Raw genomic sequence first — 21,405 nt, 5'->3', positions numbered from 1 at the left:
CTATGAGGAGGGCAAGTGAATGTTTTTTAATTTTATTGGGTTAACGTTATTTTTTGGTATCGGGATCTTAGTTGCGAATGGCGCCAAAATTGTAGCGAATAAAGGGAAAAAGAGTAAGGGGACCATTCTATTAATGGTGATGGAATTGCTCTTGCTAGGTATCTTTTTATTTGTGACTTTGCCAAGTAAAAATCTTTCAACCGTGTTGTGGATTAATCTGATTGGCGCAGTGATTGCTAGTGGGGTGTTATTAAGTACGCGCTTAGCTAGTAAAGTCGAAGTTCCTGGTATCCAAAAGGGCCGCAAAGAAGTAGGGAAGAATACCAACAAAACGGCTAACAAAGACTGGTCTGGCAAAATTTTGGGTGTTGCCGTTTTGGCAATGATTTTGTTGACTATTGTCAGTAGTATTACCAGAATCTCTTCTATTGATGAAATTTATCAAACGATTCCTTTAAAAACGGAAGAAAAAGCTGAAGTTTTAACTTCGGCGAAAGAAACACCCATTGCGATTGCACCACAAACGGCGAAACGAAAAATGTTACAGAAATTTTCTGTCATTCCCAATTCCAATATGTTTACTTTGGATGGTATAACGGCACAAGTTGTCAATGGCGAGTATGTTTATGTAGCAACAGTCGAATTTAATGGCTTCTTTAAATGGCTAAAACTGGGGGAGGTACCTGGCTATTTCATCATTAGTGCGACAGATATCAACGCACAGCCAGAATTTGTAGAAAAACCAATTGTTTATACTCCTTCAGCTTACTTTGGCAAAGATGCCGCACGAAAAATTTATTCCGCTTATCCAGGTTATGCAGCAACTGGCACAATCAATTTAGAGTTGGACGACCAAGGGAATCCTTACTATATTCAAACGCTTTACAAAGAGTATGGGGTTTCTGGTCGCATGCACTATAATGAATTTAAAACGGCAGTATTAAATGCTACAACAGGAGAAGTTAACGTTTATGACAGTCAAAAAGCCCCAAGTTTCGTTGATGCGCCGATTACTAGCTCAGCGGCGAATAGCTTAAATGAATTCTTTGGTCGTTACAGTCAAGGCTGGTGGAACCAGACAATGTTTGGTGCCAAAAAAGATGTCAAAATTCCAACTGAAAATGGTATTTATGCATCAGGACAAATTACGCCGATGATGAACAAGGAAGGGAACCAGTTGCTTTATTTTACGGACTTTACAAGTAGTGAAAAAGACCAAGATTCCGCTTTAGGTTACTCCTTAATCAATGCCCGAACAGGTCAAGTTACGTATTATCGTGATACTAAAGTCGGCATTATGGATAGTGATGGCGCCATTTCTATCGCTTCAAAAATTTATCCAGAAAAGAAATGGAAAGCTAGTATGCCAGTCCTTTATAACATTGATGGCGTGCCAACGTGGATTGTTTCGTTAATGGACAGTAAAGGGATTTTCAAAAAATATGTCTATATAAATGCTGTAGATAATGATATTGTAATTGATGCAGACACGGCACAAGGCGCACTAGACGCTTATCGAATTGAGTTAGTAACCAAAGGAAGTAACAATGAAAATACAGACAAAGCCAACTTGAAAACGATGCAAGGTAAAGTAGCTCGTGTCTCAGTAGTAGCTGGGGAAGCGCAAACGGTAGTTTCATTTTTACTAGAAGATGAAAAAACCATTTTTAGCGTAACGACTAATAACAGTCCGCTGGCGCTATTCTTAAAAGAGGGCGACCAAGTGACATTTAAAGCCGTAGTGACTGAAAATGCTAAAGCAGCGAATGTTGAAGAATTGAAAATTGCAGGATTAAACTAAATAAAACACCTCTTTTCTATAGAAAAGAGGTGTTTTATTCTTGGAAAAGAAGAAAAATCCACTTATTTCTGCTATGATAAGAGAGAAAAAGAATACGAAGGAGCTTCGCCCATGCGCAACATAAAATTAACCATTGAATACGATGGTAAAAGATACTCAGGTTGGCAACGACTAGGTAATTCAGAGAAAACGATTCAAGGGAAAATTGAAAGTATTTTAACACAAATGACGGGTGAACCGATTGAAATTATTGGCTCAGGCAGAACGGATGCCGGCACACATGCACGTGGTCAAGTAGCGAATTTTAAAACGACTAGTTCACTAACAACAACCGAAATGTTATCCTTTTTAAATCGATATTTACCTGGCGATATTGTTGTTAAAGAAGTTACAGAAATGCCTGAACGTTTTCATGCACGGTATAACGCCACAGGCAAACAATACAGCTACTATGTTTGGAATAGCCCAATTCCTAATGCCTTTGAACGGTATCATAGTTTTCACTTTCCCAAAGCGTTGGATCAAGAAAAAATGGAACAAGCTTGCCAAAAATTAATAGGGACCCATGATTTTATTGGTTTTTCAGCATTGAAAAAAACCAAAAAATCGACTACTCGAACGATTGAAAAGATTACGATTGAAAGAAACGGCGAAATGTTACAGTTCACTTTTGTGGGCAATGGTTTCTTGCATAAAATGGTCCGCATCCTCGTTGGGACACTTTTAGAAATTGGTGCAGGCACCAAAGAATTAGCGATAATTGATGAATTGTTCGCAACAAAAGTCCGAGAAGGCGCAGGTGAAACGGCTCCTGCACAAGGGTTGTTTTTAGATGAAGTGTATTATAAATAACAAAAAATAAATTTTCTTTAACCACACCAATTAAAAAGTTGAACTTCATCTAAAAAGTGCTAACGTTAAGAAGAGATTAACAATAGAAAGAGGTCATTTTTTTGCTATCTTTACTTATTTCTGTCAAAAAATTATTTTCATCTTTTTTAGGTATCTTAAAAAAAGAAGACACTCGTGCCTTGTTCTTTTTACTGGCAACCACGTTGTTGAGTGGGACTATTTTTTATTCAACAGTGGAAAAATTGTCGCCATTAGATTCGTTATATTTAAGTTTCATGACGTTAACCACGATTGGTTATGGAGATGTGCATCCAGTTACTGACTTGGGAAAAATTTTCACCATGGTTTATGCTACAGTAGGCTTGGGGATTATGGCTATGTTTATTTCGGTCGTAGCAAAATCCTACTTGTATTCTAAACAAAGTCATCACCACCATCACCATAAAAACAAAGAACATTCAGCGGAAAAGTCTTCAGAAAAATAGACGAAATTGATGAGTTGACCAAGTGTTTCTCGAAAAATGAAAGTTTTTTGAGAAACACTCTTTTTTTATCTTAATAATTATGGTAGTATGTCCCAAACTGTATTTTATTTTAAAGGAGCGTGAAGTGAATGGTCAAAGCGATTCGGAAATTATCGTTAATTCAAAAAATCATGATAGGGATTGTGATTGGAACCACCTTGGGTTTCTTGGTGCCAGAATGGACCTTCATCAGCGTTCTTGGTGAATTGTTTGTGGGCGCCTTAAAAGCAATTGCGCCGATTTTAGTTTTTGTCTTAATTATTGCGTCGCTAGCCCAACAAAAGGCTGGGGCGAAAACATATGTTGGATCAATTTTAGTTGTGTATCTGTTAGCGACATTTTTGGCAGCTGTTGTTGCCGTGACGGCAAGCTATCTGTTTCCCGTTAAGATTGTCTTGGAGGCGGCGCAGGAAGCGCAAGCAGCCCCAACGCAACTTAGTGATGTTTTAAGCAATGTGTTAACAAGCGTTGTCCAAAATCCGATTCAAGCGATGATTGAAGGCAATTATTTATCTGTTTTATTTTGGTCCTCATTAATCGGTATTGGGTTACGTCAAAGTTCGGTCGCTACCAAGGATGTGATTGCCAATCTTTCAACAGGGATTACCACGGTCGTTCAAATGATTATCGGCATTGCGCCAATTGGAATTCTAGGTTTGGTGTTTCATTCGGTGGCAACAACAGGCATTGTAGGGTTAGCCAAGTATGGTCAGTTACTATTATTGTTAATTGGTACGATGGCCGTGGTTGCTTTAGTCGTTTATCCAGCGATTGTTTTTTGGAATATTCGGCAAAATCCGTATCCGTTAGTCTTTTTTGTATTAAAGGAAAGTGCGATTCCCGCATTCTTTACACGCAGTTCTGCGGCCAATATTCCCATTAATATGGAATTGGCGAAAGCAATGGATCTAAATGAAGAATCTTATGCGGTCTCTATTCCGCTAGGCGCAACGATTAATATGGGTGGCGCAGCCATTACGATTACCATTATGACATTAGCGGCAGTCCACACATTAGGCATGTCCGTGCCAATCTATTTAGCCTTATTGTTGAGCATTATCGCCGCTGTTTCTGCTTGTGGGGCTTCAGGAATTGCTGGTGGCTCCTTGTTGTTAATTCCGCTTGCATGTAGTTTGTTTGGCATTTCCAATGACATTGCCATGCAAGTCGTCGGCGTTGGCTTTATCGTCGGCGTAGTCCAAGATTCCATTGAAACAGCGTTGAACTCTTCTAGTGACTTGTTGTTTACCACCTCAGTTGAGTTAGCAGACCGACGTAAAAATGGTGAAATTATTGATGTCAAAGCATTAATTGGCAAAAGTCAATTGGTGGTCGAACAAGAAAATATTTAAAAGAAAGGAACAACCCGCTAAAATGCTGGTTGTTCTTTTCTTTAATAATCTCGGCCCCATTTTTTTCAGGGGACACTGAAATTATCGACCATTTTGTGAAGAAAATCCTCTCTATAATAAAGGTATCAAGTAAATAGGAGGTACACGAAATGAAATGGTATCAACTTTCCTCAACAAAAGTAATCGAGCAGACTAAGACGAAGCAAACGGGTCTTTCTAGCGAAGAACGTCAGCAACGTTTACAAACGAATGGTCCAAATAAAATTGAAGAAAAACAACAACTGAAAACGTGGCAAAAGCTAGCCAAACATTTTACAGATTTACTAATGGTGGTCTTACTCGCTGCCGCAATTCTAAAATTTGCCACAGGCGAAGTGGTCGAAGGAAGTATCATTTTTCTAGTGGTGCTTGTCAATGGCTTTGTCGGTTATTGGCAAGAGCGTAAAGCAGAAGAATCATTAGACGGCCTGAAACAGATGATGGGCCAAGAGGCAGTCGTTCTAATTGATGGACAAAAAACAACCGTTTCTTCTGAAACATTGGTTCTGGGAGATGTAGTCACGTTACAAGCTGGCGATGTAGTTCCAGCAGATTTGCGCTTATTTGATGTTCATAATCTGATGATTGAAGAATCAATTTTGACAGGTGAATCAGAAGCCGTGGAGAAAATTACCAGTTCCTTGAATGAAGAATTGCCAACAGGCGATCAAAAGAATTTGGCTTTTTCAGGAACACTTGTCCAAGCAGGTTCGGCCTTAGGTGTTGTAGTAGAAACAGGAGATTCCACTGAAGTTGGAAAAATTAATCACGCGTTGCAGTCAGTAGATCAAAAAACAACGCCGCTCGTGCGGAAAATGCACCAATTAAACAAGCAAATTTTCCAAGGGATTATGGTCTTGATCGTGTTTCTGATTTTCTTTACCACTTTTCGTCATGGCATGGAATGGAGCCTCTTATTTTCTGCGATGATTGCATTAATTGTAGCAATGATTCCAGAAGGCTTACCTGCTGTGTTAACGATGATTTTATCGATGGGTGTTCATGAGATGGCTAGAGAAAATGCGATTATTAAAGGCATGCCTTCCGTTGAAACATTAGGTTCAATGACAGTTATCTGTTCAGACAAAACAGGAACGCTAACTAAAAATGAAATGACGGTAATGGATGTAGTGACTGAAGAAATGACCATTGTCAAAGAGATTATGGCCAACTGTCAAGAATTGAAATTACAAGACCAACAAAAAATCGCCGACTTGCAAGGGAATCCTACCGAGTTAGCTTTACTACAATATGTTGATCAGGATCAACTGTCTTTACGCCCTGTAGAAAAGAAAATTCCGTTTAGTTCAAGTTACAAATACATGGCCACTCGCCATCCGCAAGCAGAAGGTTCAATTATTTATGTCAAAGGTGCGCCAGAAGTATTGTTACAACTTTCTACGTTATCTGATAATCAAAAAGGTGCTTGGCAAGCACAAGCTGCGCGATTAGCGCAAAAAGGACAACGGGTATTAGGCTTCGCTTATAAGACAGTTACGTCACAACAGGAACTGACACATGAAACATTGTCAGGATTGACGTTTGCTGGACTGGCAGGCATCATCGATCCGCCAAAAGAAAGTGCCGTTCAAGCCGTCAAAGAATCTCAAGAAGCAGGTATTTCCGTCAAAATGATTACCGGAGACCATAAAGATACAGCGCAAGCCATTGGCGAGCAAGTTGGTTTAAAGCATACGAAAAAAGTCCTTGAAGGATTAGAAATTGATGCTATGTCAGATGAAGAATTAGCTCAGCACGTTCAAAAAGTCGATGTATTTGCACGAACGACGCCAGAACATAAATTACGAATTGTCACGGCTTTACAAAACAATGGCGAAATTGTCGGAATGACCGGCGATGGTGTGAACGATGCGCCAGCACTAAAGAAAGCCGATGTCGGAATTGCCATGGGAATTAAAGGAAGTGAAGTAACCAAACAAGCCGCAGATATGGTTTTGGCAGATGATAATTTCCATACGATTGCTAAAGCCGTGAAAGAAGGACGCCGCATTTTTGATAACTTGAAAAAGACGATTACCTTCTTCTTGCCAACCTCTTTAGCACAAGGTTTAATTGTTGTCTGGGCGCTTTTAATGAATCATCCTCTACCGTTGACACCTGTCCAGATATTATGGGTAAACATGGTAACTACGATTACTTTGTCTTATGCATTAGGTTTTGAAAAAGCGAGTGCTGATACCATGAAACGACCACCAAGAGATGTCAATGAAGGCATTTTAACAAAGTACAGTATTTTTAGAATCGTCTATGTGTCGGTACTCATTATGGTACCAGGTTACCTCATGGCGTTACAATTTGAGGGCCAAGCCTTACAGCAAACGTTCCTCTTACAAAGTATCGTCTTAGCGCAAGCAGCGTATATGATCAACTGTCGTAAGTTGGTTGATCCGTCGTTAAGCACAGGCTTTTTCCAAAATAAAGTGTTGTTTGCTTCATTAGGAATCCTCTTTTTACTACAAGCGCTAGTAGTTTACTGGCCAGTAGCGCAGCAATTAATTGGCACAACTTCTTTAAATGGCCTTCAATTAGCAATGATTTTCGTCCATGTTGTGAGTCTGTTTTTCCTTGTTGAAGGGGAAAAATATATAACCAAACGATTCATGACGAAAGAAAGCCAAAAAACTAGCGAATGTCCTCGCTAGTTCCTTTAAAAATAAGAATGAAGAGTGAGCTCTGCTAGTCGGCGGAGTTCATTTTTTGTTGGTATTAAAGAGAGATAAAAGACAGGAAGATCAAGATGATCCAAGGGGAAATTGGAAATAATTATGTCGGCTTCATTTAACGTCAACTGGCTTAGTTCCACATATTCAATAGCTTGTAATTTCACACGAGTACCTAAATAAGCAGCTAATTCTTGTTGCAAAAAAGCTTTCCAAGCAGGTTCCCCTTGAAAGAGGAAATAGGCAGTCATCGTTTGCGCCTGAATGGAATAACTGGCTTGTTTTTCTAACAAAGAAGCCAAACTAAGAAAATAAGTTGGTTCTTCAATCGTGGTGTAGCGAGATAAAATCTCCCAAAGTTCTTGGTTGCTCTTTGATAACGCAAGGTCCTCCGCGGCTTGTTCAGTCATTAATTCTTGATATTCCAATTGAAATTGCTCAGAAAGTGTTGGGGACTCGGTATATTTAATGAATAACAATAACAGATTATCCAATAAATTTGTTTGGATTAAATCAGGCCGGGCTTCTTCAGTGGACAAATTAGTGACAAACTGCTGTAATGATTTTCGCAGCTGACTGTAATGAGTGTGGAGCGCAGAAGCCAACGTTTCGCCATAGACATTATCGTAATTCCAGCTTTCTAAGAAACAAAAGAAGGCAAAAAAACTTTCTTCTCCTTGCAAATAGATGCCTTCAGAAGCATAAAGCTTTGCCAAGGACGGTTGATAAAGTTGAAACAAGACATCTTTTGAGTCAAAAGAAAATTGACTCACTCGGCAATTGGCTTTGTTGCGAATCGTGTTAATAAAAAACCAACAAGCGCCAAAAATTTCTTCCGTTTCCACCGTCAACTCACTACTGTAAACTTGTTTCAAAAATTGGAAATAATGCTCCTCATGAATAGAATAATCGTCAAAAAAATAATTATTATGAGTAAAAGGCACCAATAAACGATGATAAAAAATCCGAATATTGCTTTCTGCCCCGATTAGCTGAATGGTCGTCGTGGTTAGTTGAATCGTTAAATGAAAATCACGTAAGGCCTGATTCATTTTTTTGATATGTCGCTTCAAAGTTTCATAAGAAACACCACTAGTGCTCAAAAAAGAAGTTGTTACTAACTCTTTCGTAAATAGTAGCTCTTTTAATAGCTGAATACTAATGGATTGAGGTAAAAATAATGACCAAAGCTCATTGGTTTGCGCATTCCCCTGATTGCGTAGCCGAATACCACTGCTATCGGTTTCAATGGACCAGTCGGTGGGTAATTGACTGCGAATATACTGTAAATCCGAAAAAACGGTTCGCTCTGTCGTCTGGATTTGCGTGGCTAAACGCTTGGCTGTCAGCTGAGGAACATTTAATAACTGTTCCAACAAACGAATTTGCCGAAGCAAATCTTTTTCCGTTATCACACGTTTCAACATGGAGTACATGGCAAAACCTCCTTTTGCTTAAGAATACGGATAAAAAGGGGATTGGTCAATTAAAAAAAGCCTGGAACAAAAATCACTTTGAATTTTTGTTCCAGGTTCAAAACCTGATAAACGGTTCTGTCCCGACCTTTTTATTCACTATACAAAAATATCAAATGTATGCAAAACGGCTGACAATAAAATGGTTACAACAGCCATTCCTGATACAAAGCCGACAGCACCAGGAACAAACGGAGGTAATCGTTTAGCAATATAGTTACCGACAGGGGCCGCACTGATTCCTGCTAAAACAGCGATGGTCAGGGAAAGCCAAAAGCCACCACCCATCATTAAAATCACACCAGGAACAATACTGACCAGTGGCATAAACGTTGGATACCAACCTTCTTCAGCGAAATGTTTTCGATAAAGAAAAACACCAACAGCCGAAGCAATCATTTGTCCCATTAAAATGTCAGGAACCAAGCCAGAACCATTTGTAATATGATTAATATTGACAAACCAATCTGTCAAAACGCCTAGAATTACCAAACCTCCAACTAACTCATTTCCATAAAACCAAGCTTCGGAGAAGTCAGCAAAAGTGCGTCGTATTGACCATTGAAAGGTTTGCGTATTTTCAATTTTAGGTTGTTTTTGCCGCTTCTGAGCGATTGGTGCAACAGAAGGAACCATCCAAGGGAGTTGATGACAGATGGCTGAAACAATCCAGCCAACAAAAGCCATTGTGGTAACGTTGGAAACTGTCCCAGGTACATTTAAAAGGGGCATCAATTGCGCATTCAGCCAATTGGCAAACGGAAAAGTGAAAAGCGCACTCAACAGAGAAATCGTTCCTAATTTTTTCCAGCCAGGACCATAAACGAGCGTTAAAGCTGGCGGCGTGCCGACCACCACAATAAACGTTGGTAACCACAACACTTCTTTTGTAAAAAAGCGTGTAAAATCAAAAACATAAATAGTTAAAAAGAGGGAAAGTAGCTGAGAAGCAAGTACCCAAGGCCAAGCACCAGAGCCACCAGCAATTGCAAATCCCTGCCATTTTGAATTTTTCCGATAAAGTTGCCAAGCAATCAGACCGCCGATTAGTAAGAAAAGCGTTGTAAAAAGTCCACCGTAAAATTCCCCTTCCGTGAAGTTCATAACAAAATAGATAAATTTGTAAAATCCCTGCTGATTCACTTTGGTAACTACGTCATTGTAAGGAAAAAAGTTAGACACATGTCGAAAGCCATTCATGATCCAATACAGGAACATTCCCAAAAAAATTTTTACAACAAGAGCTAAAACGGCTTCGTAATTGATCGATTTATTTTTCATATGATCGCTCCAAAAAAAATGACATTTTACTAAGTTTTTGAAATTAGTTTATTTTAGCTACTAAAGCTTTTAGTGCCTCGTTAAAGACATTTGCTGGCGGATTAGTCAATCCAGCGCCAATCATACCAATCCCCGGTTCTTTATGAGCAATAGCAGTATTAATGACAGGCAGCATCCCTGTTTCTAAGACTTTTAAGACATCGATGCCTGAAGGAATCCCCATAAAATCTAAAACAGGAATCGTGACATTGGGATTTTCTTTCGTAGTAATTTCCAGCATTTCTTTTGAATAATTCAATGCTTCTGCCACTGTTCCGCCAACTAATGGGACAATTGCTGGTGCAGCTGCCATAGCAAATCCGCCAACACCATACGTTTCTGTAATAGCACTATCGCCCATATCCAAACCAGCATCTTCTTGTGTGTAACCAGCAAACATCGGACCAATCACCCGTTGGGCAGGCCCCGTAAACCAGTGATTTCCGCCAATTCCACTGACACGAATTCCAAATTCGACCCCATTGCGACACATGGTGGTGACAATTGTACTATTCTCCACATTATGACCAGCATCTAACGCACATTTAGCGGCACCCATCCAAGTTGGACCAGAAAAATAGTCAGAACTGCCAAGAAATTCAAATACTTCTTTTAATTGTTCACGAGAAAAATCAGTTTGAACCATGTAAGGTGTTAATGCTTGGACTAACAACGTACTTCCGGCTACATTGCGATTATGGCACTCATCGCCCATATGCAAGGCTTGCGAAAGCATTAAGCGTAAATCAATGCCTTCTGGACAAAAAGTCATGGCATCATGAAGTAATGGACCTAAAACATCGCGCATCCAAATCAGGCGATCCACGACGGATTGATCATTTGCACCAAATCGTAAAACTTTCGCCAATTGTTCACTTAAATTAGTAAAAGCCGTGTTGCCGTACGTTTCATTTTTGATAATATGAACGTACATATTCGGAGAAGTCACGCCAGCCATGGAACCAACGGCATCATGTTCATGACAAGGAGAAAACGTAATCGCGCCAGAACGAGCAACCCGATCGGCATCAGCTAGATCTTTTGCTAATCCTTCAAAAACAAGCGCTCCTTGAACGGCACCTTTCATCGGTCCGCACATATTTTCATAAGTAATGGGTGGCCCAGCATGTAAAATGGTCGTTTCAGTCATATCGGGCATGACATTAATTGCTTTATCAAATCCTACTAAAATAGGTTTTGATTGAATAATGCGGGTAACCGCTTCTTCGTTGGCTTGTTGGATTTTTTCATAAAGTGTTGGATTTTTTAACTGATCCAATAATTTTAATAGCTCTGGGTCGCCATTGGCTGGCGGTGCCCAATTTACTTGATGTGAAGGAATCCCTTGTTTTTTCATATCTTCATGAATAAAGTCAATGCCTACATTGATCGTATCTAAAGGCTGTTTAAAAAGATCATTTCTGCTCATGTTCGTTCGCTCCTTTTACAAAAGTTTTGGTGGCTTCGCAAAGTTGATGACTGCTGTCGACAATGAGAACCTCTAAATCTTCTAAAATTTTCCGCTGTTCATGAATATCTTGTGGATCTTCTTCGGTCCCTAAAACATAGCCAATAATGGCTAACTCACGCCCATCTGCTTTCGCTATTGCTTTGGCTTCCTTTAACGCCTCCGCTAACACGCCAACAGGATTTTCGTGAGAACCATAACCTAATTCAAAATCTAACGCTAAAACTGCCACTTCAGGATCTTTGGCTTCTTGAAGAATGCGAGTAATCCGAGAAGTCGGATCGATCATTGGATGTGGGCGGCCTTCTGTGAAACGATCATCACCGAAATCAATCAATGTATGTGCTTGGCTGTGGTCAGGATTTGCTAATTGTCGTTCAGGAATTTTATGAATATTACTATAAACATCATCAGAGACTTCTGTTAAAGCATATAAAAGTTCATCACAAAGAGTGCCACCACAGAACAACCCACGAACAAATTTTTGAGAAGGGGCTTGTTGCTGTTGGATGGCTGTTAACGTTGCGCCTGTCGGATTTTGATAGAGGCTGTTTTCCGCTTCCTGTGTTTGACTAAATTGAATCACTTTTTGAACTGCATCCAGAGAAGAAGTAGCAACAGTGACGTTGTCTATTTTTCGTTCCGTTTGTTCACTGCCGATAAAATAAATAACAACTGGTTTAGTTGAAACAGCTAATTTTTTTAAAATTTTCTCTGTTACTTCTGGAGCAGGCGGTTTAGAAATAAGCAAAATTGCCTTAGTTTGTTCGTCTACCATTAAAGCATCCAGCCCGTCAAGCATCATCAGCCCACCAATTTCAGCAGACAAATCACGGCCACCAGTACCGATTAATTGTGAAATCCCATAACCATATTTATGGATTTGAACACTAACTTCTTGGCTGCCTGTACCAGAAGCGCCGACAATTCCAATATCTCCTGAACGTACCTCGTTAGCAAAACATAACCCAACGCCATTAATAATCGCTGTTCCACAATCAGGGCCCATCACAAACAGTTCTTTTTCGTGTGCTTTTTGTTTTAACGCTAATTCCTCGTCAACCGTCACGTTATCACTAAAGAGCATGACGTGTTTTTGCTGATCTAAAGCTTTATGCGCTTCTCGTGCAGCAAATTTTCCATTGACAGAAATTACAACTAAGTTGGCATCAGGCTCTTCATGAAGGGCTGAATCTAACGTCTTATAGGTTACTTCAGAAGAAGCGGTTTTCTTTTTCTTCGTAAATAACTCGTCGACTTGCTGTAAAATTTCTTCTGAGTCCGCTTGGTCATCAAGATCTAAAACAATTAATAAATCGCCCGTTGTAACATGATCCAAGGCGGGTGTATATAAACCAACATTCCGAATCACTTCAAGATTCATGTCGGTTCCCATCCCAATCATTGCAGTTTTAACTCCAGCCAGTTCATTGGCTCGTGTTGAAATGGTCATTAAAGTAACTGAATCAAAATAGGCGTTCTCTTTAATTACTGTTTGAATTGTCATGATTATTCTCCTCACAAAATAGTTTTAAACCAAAAATAATGCCGCAAAGTATGTCGCTTCCTGAAGTTGAGCCCACCTCCTCTAAAGCTGAAACCGCTTGAGCCATTTCGTTTGTATTTCCACTTTCAATTGATAAAAAAACACGCTGAACTAGTTGAGAAAACCGCTCGTTCACTGCTTCATGGATTTCCGCATAACTGACCGCATTCGTTCGTTCCTTGGCTAGCACAGCCAGCTGTTGGAAATTCGAGGGAAGTTGCTGTAATGCAGAAAAACTAGCAAGTAATCCTGTGATAAAATCATCGCCAGTGGGGGTTAAACCAATCCCCAATCCCAAAATCTTCGTTAAACAATCAAGAGCTATTTTAAAAGATTTTTGCTCCCAAGCCTGTTGAAAATGAATCATTTCTTTTTGAATCTGGGTCCGACTATAAGAATCAAAAAGAAAGGTTGACGACGAAGCAGGAAAAAGCGCTTGCCAAGGATTGAAACGAGTTTGCTGAATATACGTTAAAAAAATAGCTATTTTTGTTTTACTGGGTGTTAAATAAAGTGGCGTTGGTTGCCAAATTTGGGCATCGGCTAGTGTTAATTGTCGTCGGCCTAACCGGATAAACAGGGGCTCAATTTGGACAGGTAAATCAGCGAAATGGCTAAGTTTTTTTTCATCGAGTATAATCGTGTTAGGTGCTATATGTTCGGGATGCGTTGAAATGGTCAAGAGAATTTCTTGGGTGTCTACATGACCATAATTAATAGCGTGCGTAAAACATTGCAAACTAGTCAATGTTTGATGAGGGAGTTTCGATAAAATCGTTTGGTCATAAGCTAAAATTTTTGTCATTCCAACGACCTCCTTTTTAATAGCGCTTTCACAACTTCATAATAAAAGAATCCAGCACGCTAAACAATTGCTAAAAATGACATTGATTTACAAGTTTGAATGGACAATTTGTACATTGGGAGGATAAATGATGTTAAAAGTGAGTGATTTATTAACGTTAGAAGAATTACCTGGCATTACCTTAGTGGCAGGACATAAAAATCAGGACCAACCGATTTTAAAAGTCAATATTTTAGAAAATCCTGATATTTTAGATTGGCTAACAGCAGGTGAGCTGCTGTTAACGACAGGGTACATATTTAAAGATGATCGGAAATTACAGAAAAATTTTTTGAAAGAACTAGCCAAACACCATTGTGCTGCCTTGGGATTTAAAACCCAACGTTATTTTGAAGAAGTTCCACCAGACCTAATCAAATTAGCAGATGAAATGAACGTTCCTATTTTAGCAATTCCTTACAATTACACCTTTTCGCAAATTGCTGACGTGTTGAAAAGTCGTGTCACGTTAGAACAATTTGACATGAATGCGCAAGAAACCGCATTGCATAATAAAATTTATCAAATCTTAGAAACGGGAAGTAGCAGTTTTCATTTGCTGCAGGATCTAGCAGAAACCATTCAAAATCCTGTCTTGTTATTGAATGACCACTTTGAAGGAGTTAATTTTTTTGACTTGCCTAAAAATCCAATTCGTATTTCTAGCATTTTAGAAGATAGACAAGAAACCTCAGAGTTCCAAAAACAATTATTGGAACAAAGTCATCCATTATTACGCTTTTATCAAGAACCGATTCATTTACAGTTGAAACTCCAGAACCAAGTGGTGCCAATTGAAATTTATCCAATTAAAAAGAAAAATGTTATTTTATATTATTTGCTCGTCTGGAACACCTTGGCCCCATTACGACCAGTCGACGTGGCTCATTTTAAAATCACAGCTCATTACTTACTTTTACAATTGCAATTGGAATACTCACGTAAATTTGAAGAATACCAACAACGAAACGAATTATTTTTTAAGCTGATTGCGCATGAAAAGAGGGATCAAGCTGTCTTCCAACAATTTCAACAATATTATCGCTTGGCAATAGATAAGCCCTATGCGATTTTGCTAATTTCATTAACCTTAAATGAACGCCAAAGGCAAGAAAGAATGTCTATTTTAGGTAACCAGCTAAACCAAGTTATCTTAGGGGACAAACAAAAAATTGTTTGTATTGAAATTGACAGTTCCTTTGTCTTATTAGTTGAAGATCCACCTGAAAAAGAAGGCGATTATCTGAAAATGATGCAACGCCTAGCACAAAGTAGTATAAATCAGTTAATGAAAGTACAAGAAGATGTGGAACTTTTCCTAACAATAGGACCTAAGATTCAAGGTCTGACCCAGATTCATGAATCTTATCAACAAGCGATTGACGTTTTAGCCTTTCAACGCCAATTCATTGCAGAAAAACCTGAAATGAGGATTGCTTCCTACGCGAATTTTCATCTTAGACAGACATTGCAACGTTATTTTTTAGAAGAAGGACAAGCAACCCTCAGAAAAAAATATCTTCAACCATTGCAGAAAAGTGATCAACAGCAACATACCGACTTTGTCCATACAATGAATGTCTATTTTCAATCAAAACGAAACTTGTCTCAAACAGCCAAAAAACTCTTTATTCATCGTAATACTTTATTACAGCGATTGGAGAAAATTGAACAGCTAGTGCTGTTGGATTTTGATAAGGAAGTGGACTTGTTGGCGCTGGAAGTGGCGTTGTTTGTGGGATTCGAGTAGTGAAAATTTGTCGACGATATTGCTTTTCTAGCAAAAAAGACTTACACTGTAAGGTTGTGTAAGTCTTTTTTTATTTGTCTTGAATAAATAGGAGGTTATAAATGTGGGAGCAGAATTAAATCAACGGTTATTCAGCGCTGCAGACAATCTTAGAAGTAAAATGGATGCGTCTGAGTACAAGAATTACTTATTAGGATTAATCTTTTATAAATATTTATCTGATAAATTATTACAAACAGTAGTGACATTAGCAGATGAGTCACTAGAAGAATATGATACGCCAACAAAACAAACAGAGCTATATAAAGAATTGCTAAAAGATGAGGACTCTCGTCAAGACTTAGTTGACACCTTAGTCGATACATTAAGTTATGATATTGAGCCAGATTATTTATTTAGCAGTTTAGCAGAACAGGCAAAACAAAATGTTTTCCAATTAGATGACTTGAAAAAAGCCTTTGTTTATTTATCTTCAAATTATAAACAATTTAATGGCTTATTTGATGATGTTGATTTACAATCGAAAAAATTAGGTTCCGATGACCAACAACGAAATGTAACAATTACGGAAGTATTAAAAAAATTAAATGATATTGATGTCACGGCTCATGAAGGCGATGTGATTGGTGATGCGTATGAGTTCCTGATTTCGCAATTTGCGTCTGAAGCTGGAAAAAAAGCAGGAGAATTTTACACTCCGCATCAAGTTTCGGATATGATGGCGCGGATTGTAGCGTTGGGTCAGGAAGATAAAAAGTTGTTTAGTGTTTTTGACCCAACGATGGGTTCGGGCTCGTTAATGCTGAATGTCCGTAACTACTTGAATTATCCAAAAAGTGTCAAGTATCATGGACAAGAGCTGAATACGACTACTTTCAATCTTGCAAAAATGAACCTAATTTTGCATGGTGTGGAAGCAGAAGATATGAACTTACGAAATGGAGATACGCTCAATAAAGATTGGCCAACCGATGAGCCGTACACCTTCGATTCAGTAGTAATGAACCCTCCATATTCGGCAAAATGGTCGGCAGATGCCTCATTTTTAGATGATTCACGCTTTAACCGTTATGGCAAATTAGCACCGAAATCGAAAGCAGATTTCGCCTTTTTACTGCATGGTTATTATCATTTAAAAGATTCAGGAACTATGGCGATTGTCTTGCCACATGGAGTTCTTTTCCGTGGTGCTGCCGAAGGTGTTATTCGTAAAAAATTATTAGAAGATGGTAGTATTTACGCAGTTATTGGCATGCCTGCCAACTTATTCTTTGGTACATCAATCCCGACTACGGTTATTATTCTTAAGAAAAATCGTGACAATCGAGATGTTTTATTTATTGATGCAAGTAAAGAATTTACAAAAGGGAAAAACCAAAATAAATTAGCAACCGAACATATTGACAAAATTGTTTCAACTTATATTGAACGTCAAGATGTAGAAAAATATGCGCATGTGGCGACTTTTGAAGAAATTGTTGAAAATGATTATAACTTGAATATCCCACGCTACGTGGATACATTCGAGGAGGAACCGCCTGTGGATTTGGTGGCATTAAATAATGAAATCAAATCCACAAACCAGGAAATAAAAAAAGTAGAAGCTGAGTTATTAGCTATGCTTGATGACCTGGTGGTAACGGAGGAAACTCAAGCACTGATAGATGCTACGAAAGAGGTGTTTGGAGGATGAGGGACGAGATGAAAAAGGTCCCTCGGCTCCGTTTCCGCGGGTTTCAGGAAGATTGGGAACTGTGTAAGTTAGGGGAGGAAAGTGATGTTCGAGATGGAACCCATGATTCTCCTAAATATTTTGATGATGGATATCCACTGGTTACTTCAAAAAACTTGAAAGATTTTGGATTAGACTTATCAGATGTTTCTCTTATTTCTTATAAAGATTTCAAATCCATAAATAAAAGATCAAAAGTTGATATTGGAGATATTTTATTTGGGATGATAGGAACTATTGGAAATCCTGTACAGATTTTTAGAGATGACTTTGCTATTAAGAATGTTGCGCTTATTAAAGAACAGAGGAAAATATTAAATGGCTTTTTGATACACATTCTTAAATCACCAGTGTTTGACAGATATATCAGAAATGAAAATGCTGGTGGCACTCAAAAATTCCTTGCGTTAAGTAAAGTTAGAGGGTTTGAATTCTTGCGTCCAAACATTGAAGAACAAGTTAGGATAGGAAACTTATTTAAACAAATCGACAATACTATCACACTTCATCAGCGTAAGTTAGATCAACTAAAAGAACTGAAAAAGGCGTACCTAAAAGCGATGCTCATTTCAATGAATACTAAAAATAATAAAGTTCCTAAGTTGAGATTTGCTGATTTTGAAGGAGAATGGGATCAGCGTAAGTTTAAAGCATTCAGTAAAAAAACGGGGAAAAAAAATTCTCAAAATTTAAATTACCCTGCGTATTCTGTAAGTAATAAATCTGGACTTATTTCTCAATCTGAGCAATTTAACGGAAATAGATTAGATACCTTAGAAAAACATTCATATAAGATTGTCGAACCATATGAGTTTGCATATAATCCAGCAAGAATCAACGTTGGATCAATTGCTTTCAATACGCTTGGAAAGCCTGTTATTGTTAGCTCCCTATATGTTGTACTTCAAATGGAAGATAATTTAAATAACGATTTTATTCTACAGTTTATAAAATCTCCTGCTTTTGTGAGAGAAGTAAAGAGAAATACAGAAGGTAGTGTTCGGGAGTATTTATTTTATGAAAATTTCGCAAACATAAAATTTCCTTATACGAAGAATATAAAAGAACAACAAAAAATAGGCGCTTTTTTTAAAAAAAGCGATGATACTATCGCTCTTCGTCAAAACAAACTCAACCAACTAAAGGCTCTTAAAAAAGCCTATCTCCAAAACATGTTCATCTAATTCAATCCCAGTTACTGCTACAAGCAGAAGTAACTGGGATTGTTTATATAAAATATTGTTCAACGTTGCACAATATCATCGAAAGGAGTATCCTTGTTATGAAAAAAGAAAGGATGATTATTATTGGCAAACAGCTTGCAAGAAGAATATCAAAAACTTGTGAAAATGAATTATTCTGAACTTGTCACGTACTTAAATAATAAGTATGGTCCAGTTCCAGGTTCTTATTTCAGGACTCCAACTTGTAAATCTAAAAATCCTAAAATTACTCGGTCAATGGAGGGATTGGAAATTCATCATGTTGGAGAGGATAACTATCCAAATTTATCAACTATAGATTATGCTCTAGTTGCGCCATGGGAAGAACAACTACCTGACCGTTTAGTTTATTGTAATTTATTGGAACATACTTTACTACACACTTTGATTTCAGAAAAACATGGAACGGCTCAGCCTTATTTTACGTTTAAAGCTCAGCTTGTTCAAGATATTATTAATGATTATGAATTTCAAAAAGATTGGCTAAAAGTTGTTTATTCGCAAATGAAAGACAATAAAGAATTGTTAATCGAATTGTATGATCGTGTAAATGCAAAATCTTTACTTAACTTATAACGAAAGAAGCACTCCGAAATTTGGAGCGCTTCTTTCTACATCAACATCGCCAAATGGCGCATAATTTTATCGTTATCCTGATTCTCTAATTCCTGAATAATATGCAGATAGGTTTCTTGCGTAGTTGTCATACTAGAATGGCCTAACCGAGTCGCCACGCTGGCAATTGAAACACCAGCAAATAATAATAGCGAGGCATGTGTGTGGCGTAAACTATGGACAGTAATCACTGGAATCTGCGCACGTTTACATAAGACTTTTAAGCGACTATTAATCGTAGAATTAAAGACACGTCCTCTCACAAAAATTGGTTCCATTGGTGGCATATTTCTTATCAATTGAGAAAATTGCATTGCCGTTTGCCAGTCAATTTGTACTTTGCGTTTAGAAGATTCATTTTTTGTTGATTGGAAAAAACCAGTGGGGTTCTTATAATTCCATGTTTTTTCAATAGTTATTTTTTGTTTAGAAAAATCAAAATCTTTTGGCGTTAGCGCCAATGCTTCCGAAAAGCGTAGGCCCGTTTTAACTACCAATAAAATAAACCAATCCCAGTTTAGCTGCTCGCCTAACTCTAATTCTTTCAAAAGAGCCTGAACTTCAAATTGGTTTAAAAATTTTGATTTTTTAGGACGTGGTGCTTTTCCTTTAATGACAATTTTTCGTGTTGGATTTTTTGAAATAAGTCCTTCGTCGACTGCATCTAAAATTGCTCCTTTTAATTGATGATGAAAATCCATGGTTGTCTGCCGTTCGTGGGTTAACGCGTAGTCATTTAATAACTGCTGATACCGTTGCCGATCCAAATGTTTTACTTTTAAACCAGGTGCCAACTCAGCAAGCCATTGTTCCGCAATATAATATTTTTGCAACGAAATATCCCGAATCGCCCCTACCTTATATAGCTCCACCCATTCACTAAAATACTCATGAAATAACTGCTCTGTTCTCTTTCTCTTAACCAAAATAAAACCTCCTCGATAATTGTTGATGAACGAATCATCTTTTTTATTATCTCGGAGGTAGGAAAGTGTGTAAATATTCAGTTTTATATGAACATATTTTGGAGGTAGGATTTTTTTAAGTTCTTTAGTTGGTTAAGCTTGTTTTGGTAAAGTGCTGTGATATCATCTAATTGTTTACAGAGTGTACTAATCTTAAGCTGTTCATCTTTTGAAGGAGTATTGATTTCCAAATTCATCATAACTTCAGAATTTAATTTTGAACGTCCTCCACCAACTAAAAAAGGCTCTATATTGATACTTTTTATTGCATTCATTAAAAATTTGTTATCAGCTTTAGACCTTTTTGCTTGGAGAACATGTGCATGATTATTAACCCAAACTTTACCATTGACGTATTGAACCGGATAATCCTTTAAATTGCTAGCTCCATCTTCTGCTACTAAAATGAACTCTCCATCATGTGTGTATCCCTCAACAAAATCTTGAATTCCGTTAGCTCCATAGTAGGGTGTATTTCCATAAATACGTTTAGATGCTGTTATTGGTATACGCAAATTATTATATTTGTTTGCTAAATCTTCCAACTTACGCAGTTCCCATTCTTCCTCAAAATCAGCAAATCGTAACTTCGGCACTCGTTCATCTTTTGCAGGAAATATTACTTGCAGATACGCTTTCTTCAACTCTTTCAACTGGTCTAACTTACGCTGATGAAGAGTGATGGTATCGTCGAGTTTTTTTAAAAATAAACCAATTTTCTTTTGTTCTTCAAGTTTAGGAATAAAAACTTGCTGTCTTAAAAAATGATTAGGATCTAATTTGTTTGAAGAATTACCCGAAGAAGTAATAGATTTTGCAAAAATAGGCCCCATAACTCGCTCAATTTGGATGGCGTTTTTCCAATAATAATTGTCATATTCTTGCTTATGTCTATATATTGGAAATAACTCTGATACAACTCCTGTTCCTATATCATTAGCGACAAATCTACCGAATTTAAATTCTTTATTTGGGTGTCCTTCAAAAGCAATGTCACCTGTTCTCATTACATAAGTTCTAGTGTCAATATTATTAGATTGAACTTTATCAGGATTTTGAAAATACATCTTTGCAACTGAAATCCAATGTTCTTTCCCTAATGAGCCATCATTTCTTTCATTAACTTTTTCAAATTCAGTAGATAACTTACACAGTTCCCAATTGTAATTGAACAAATTCTCCATATAGTGATATAATTTAATTAAATAAAACAATGTG

Annotated in this window: 16 protein-coding genes; 9 read left to right on the top strand and 7 right to left on the bottom strand. The window is 37.8% G+C overall.

Annotation, left to right across the window (positions count from 1 at the left end; all coding sequences use genetic code 11):
• The first annotated feature begins 19 nt into the window (after positions 1-19).
• The 5 genes from IGL37_RS11870 to IGL37_RS11850 all read left to right on the top strand — a co-directional run bounded on the left by IGL37_RS11870 (position 20) and on the right by IGL37_RS11850 (position 7,231).
• Entirely contained in the window at positions 20-1,801 is a 1,782-nt protein-coding gene (locus IGL37_RS11870; RefSeq protein ID WP_002378931.1) for a hypothetical protein, read from the top strand.
• A gap of 111 nt (positions 1,802-1,912) precedes the next feature.
• Positions 1,913-2,653 carry a tRNA pseudouridine(38-40) synthase TruA gene (gene truA, locus IGL37_RS11865; RefSeq protein WP_002355033.1) on the top strand — a complete coding sequence of 247 codons (741 nt, stop codon included), beginning with the start codon at positions 1,913-1,915 and terminating at the stop codon, positions 2,651-2,653.
• Between the two features lie 101 nt (positions 2,654-2,754).
• Entirely contained in the window at positions 2,755-3,138 is a 384-nt protein-coding gene (locus tag IGL37_RS11860) for a potassium channel family protein (protein ID WP_002355036.1), read from the top strand.
• 128 nt (positions 3,139-3,266) lie between these two features.
• Positions 3,267-4,529: a serine/threonine transporter SstT gene (gene sstT / locus IGL37_RS11855; RefSeq protein ID WP_033918092.1), complete on the top strand. Its 1,263-nt coding sequence runs from the start codon at positions 3,267-3,269 to the stop codon at positions 4,527-4,529.
• Between the two features lie 149 nt (positions 4,530-4,678).
• Complete coding sequence (locus tag IGL37_RS11850) at positions 4,679-7,231, top strand: cation-transporting P-type ATPase (RefSeq protein WP_033918091.1); 2,553 nt, start codon at positions 4,679-4,681, stop codon at positions 7,229-7,231.
• 5 nt (positions 7,232-7,236) lie between these two features.
• Here IGL37_RS11850 and IGL37_RS11845 read toward each other — a convergent pair whose 3' ends face one another.
• The 5 genes from IGL37_RS11845 to IGL37_RS11825 form a co-directional block, all read right to left on the bottom strand.
• Positions 7,237-8,676, bottom strand: coding sequence for a helix-turn-helix domain-containing protein (locus IGL37_RS11845; protein WP_195757644.1), 1,440 nt, complete (start codon positions 8,674-8,676; stop codon positions 7,237-7,239).
• Between the two features lie 147 nt (positions 8,677-8,823).
• A complete protein-coding gene (locus IGL37_RS11840) occupies positions 8,824-10,005 on the bottom strand; it encodes a hypothetical protein (RefSeq protein ID WP_002370060.1) in 1,182 nt (393 codons plus the stop codon).
• Between the two features lie 43 nt (positions 10,006-10,048).
• Complete coding sequence (locus IGL37_RS11835; protein WP_002355045.1) at positions 10,049-11,473, bottom strand: DUF1116 domain-containing protein; 1,425 nt, start codon at positions 11,471-11,473, stop codon at positions 10,049-10,051.
• The gene (gene fdrA, locus IGL37_RS11830) at positions 11,460-13,019 is read right to left on the bottom strand and encodes an acyl-CoA synthetase FdrA (protein WP_033918089.1); all 1,560 of its coding nucleotides are present in this window, start codon (positions 13,017-13,019) and stop codon (positions 11,460-11,462) included. Before fdrA ends, IGL37_RS11835 begins: the two co-directional genes overlap by 14 nt.
• Positions 12,997-13,863 (bottom strand): DUF2877 domain-containing protein, encoded by an 867-nt coding sequence (locus tag IGL37_RS11825; protein WP_002365307.1) that lies wholly within the window; start codon positions 13,861-13,863, stop codon positions 12,997-12,999. The genes fdrA and IGL37_RS11825 overlap by 23 nt, the downstream gene beginning before the upstream one ends.
• Before the next feature lie 127 nt (positions 13,864-13,990).
• On the opposite strand from IGL37_RS11825, the gene IGL37_RS11820 reads away from it, so the two are divergent.
• From IGL37_RS11820 to IGL37_RS11805, 4 genes are all read left to right on the top strand, one after another.
• A complete protein-coding gene (locus IGL37_RS11820; protein WP_002371685.1) occupies positions 13,991-15,652 on the top strand; it encodes a PucR family transcriptional regulator in 1,662 nt (553 codons plus the stop codon).
• Positions 15,653-15,755: 103 nt separating this feature from the next.
• On the top strand, positions 15,756-17,345 hold the full coding sequence (locus IGL37_RS11815; protein ID WP_033918088.1) for a type I restriction-modification system subunit M: 1,590 nt from the start codon (positions 15,756-15,758) through the stop codon (positions 17,343-17,345).
• An 8-nt stretch (positions 17,346-17,353) separates the two neighbouring features.
• On the top strand, positions 17,354-18,568 hold the full coding sequence (locus IGL37_RS11810; RefSeq protein WP_430598794.1) for a restriction endonuclease subunit S: 1,215 nt from the start codon (positions 17,354-17,356) through the stop codon (positions 18,566-18,568).
• Positions 18,569-18,691: 123 nt separating this feature from the next.
• Positions 18,692-19,183, top strand: a complete 492-nt coding sequence (locus IGL37_RS11805; RefSeq protein WP_033918085.1) for a hypothetical protein — start codon at positions 18,692-18,694, stop codon at positions 19,181-19,183.
• A gap of 35 nt (positions 19,184-19,218) precedes the next feature.
• Here IGL37_RS11805 and IGL37_RS11800 read toward each other — a convergent pair whose 3' ends face one another.
• Positions 19,219-20,148: a site-specific integrase gene (locus IGL37_RS11800; protein ID WP_033918086.1), complete on the bottom strand. Its 930-nt coding sequence runs from the start codon at positions 20,146-20,148 to the stop codon at positions 19,219-19,221.
• Between the two features lie 83 nt (positions 20,149-20,231).
• Positions 20,232-21,254, bottom strand: a complete 1,023-nt coding sequence (locus IGL37_RS11795) for a restriction endonuclease subunit S (protein WP_202583909.1) — start codon at positions 21,252-21,254, stop codon at positions 20,232-20,234.
• Positions 21,255-21,405 lie beyond the last annotated feature (151 nt).

This window comes from Enterococcus sp. AZ119, from assembly GCF_050546175.1.
Lineage (GTDB): Bacteria > Bacillota > Bacilli > Lactobacillales > Enterococcaceae > Enterococcus > Enterococcus faecalis.
This window is presented reverse-complemented; position numbering and strand designations above follow the sequence as displayed.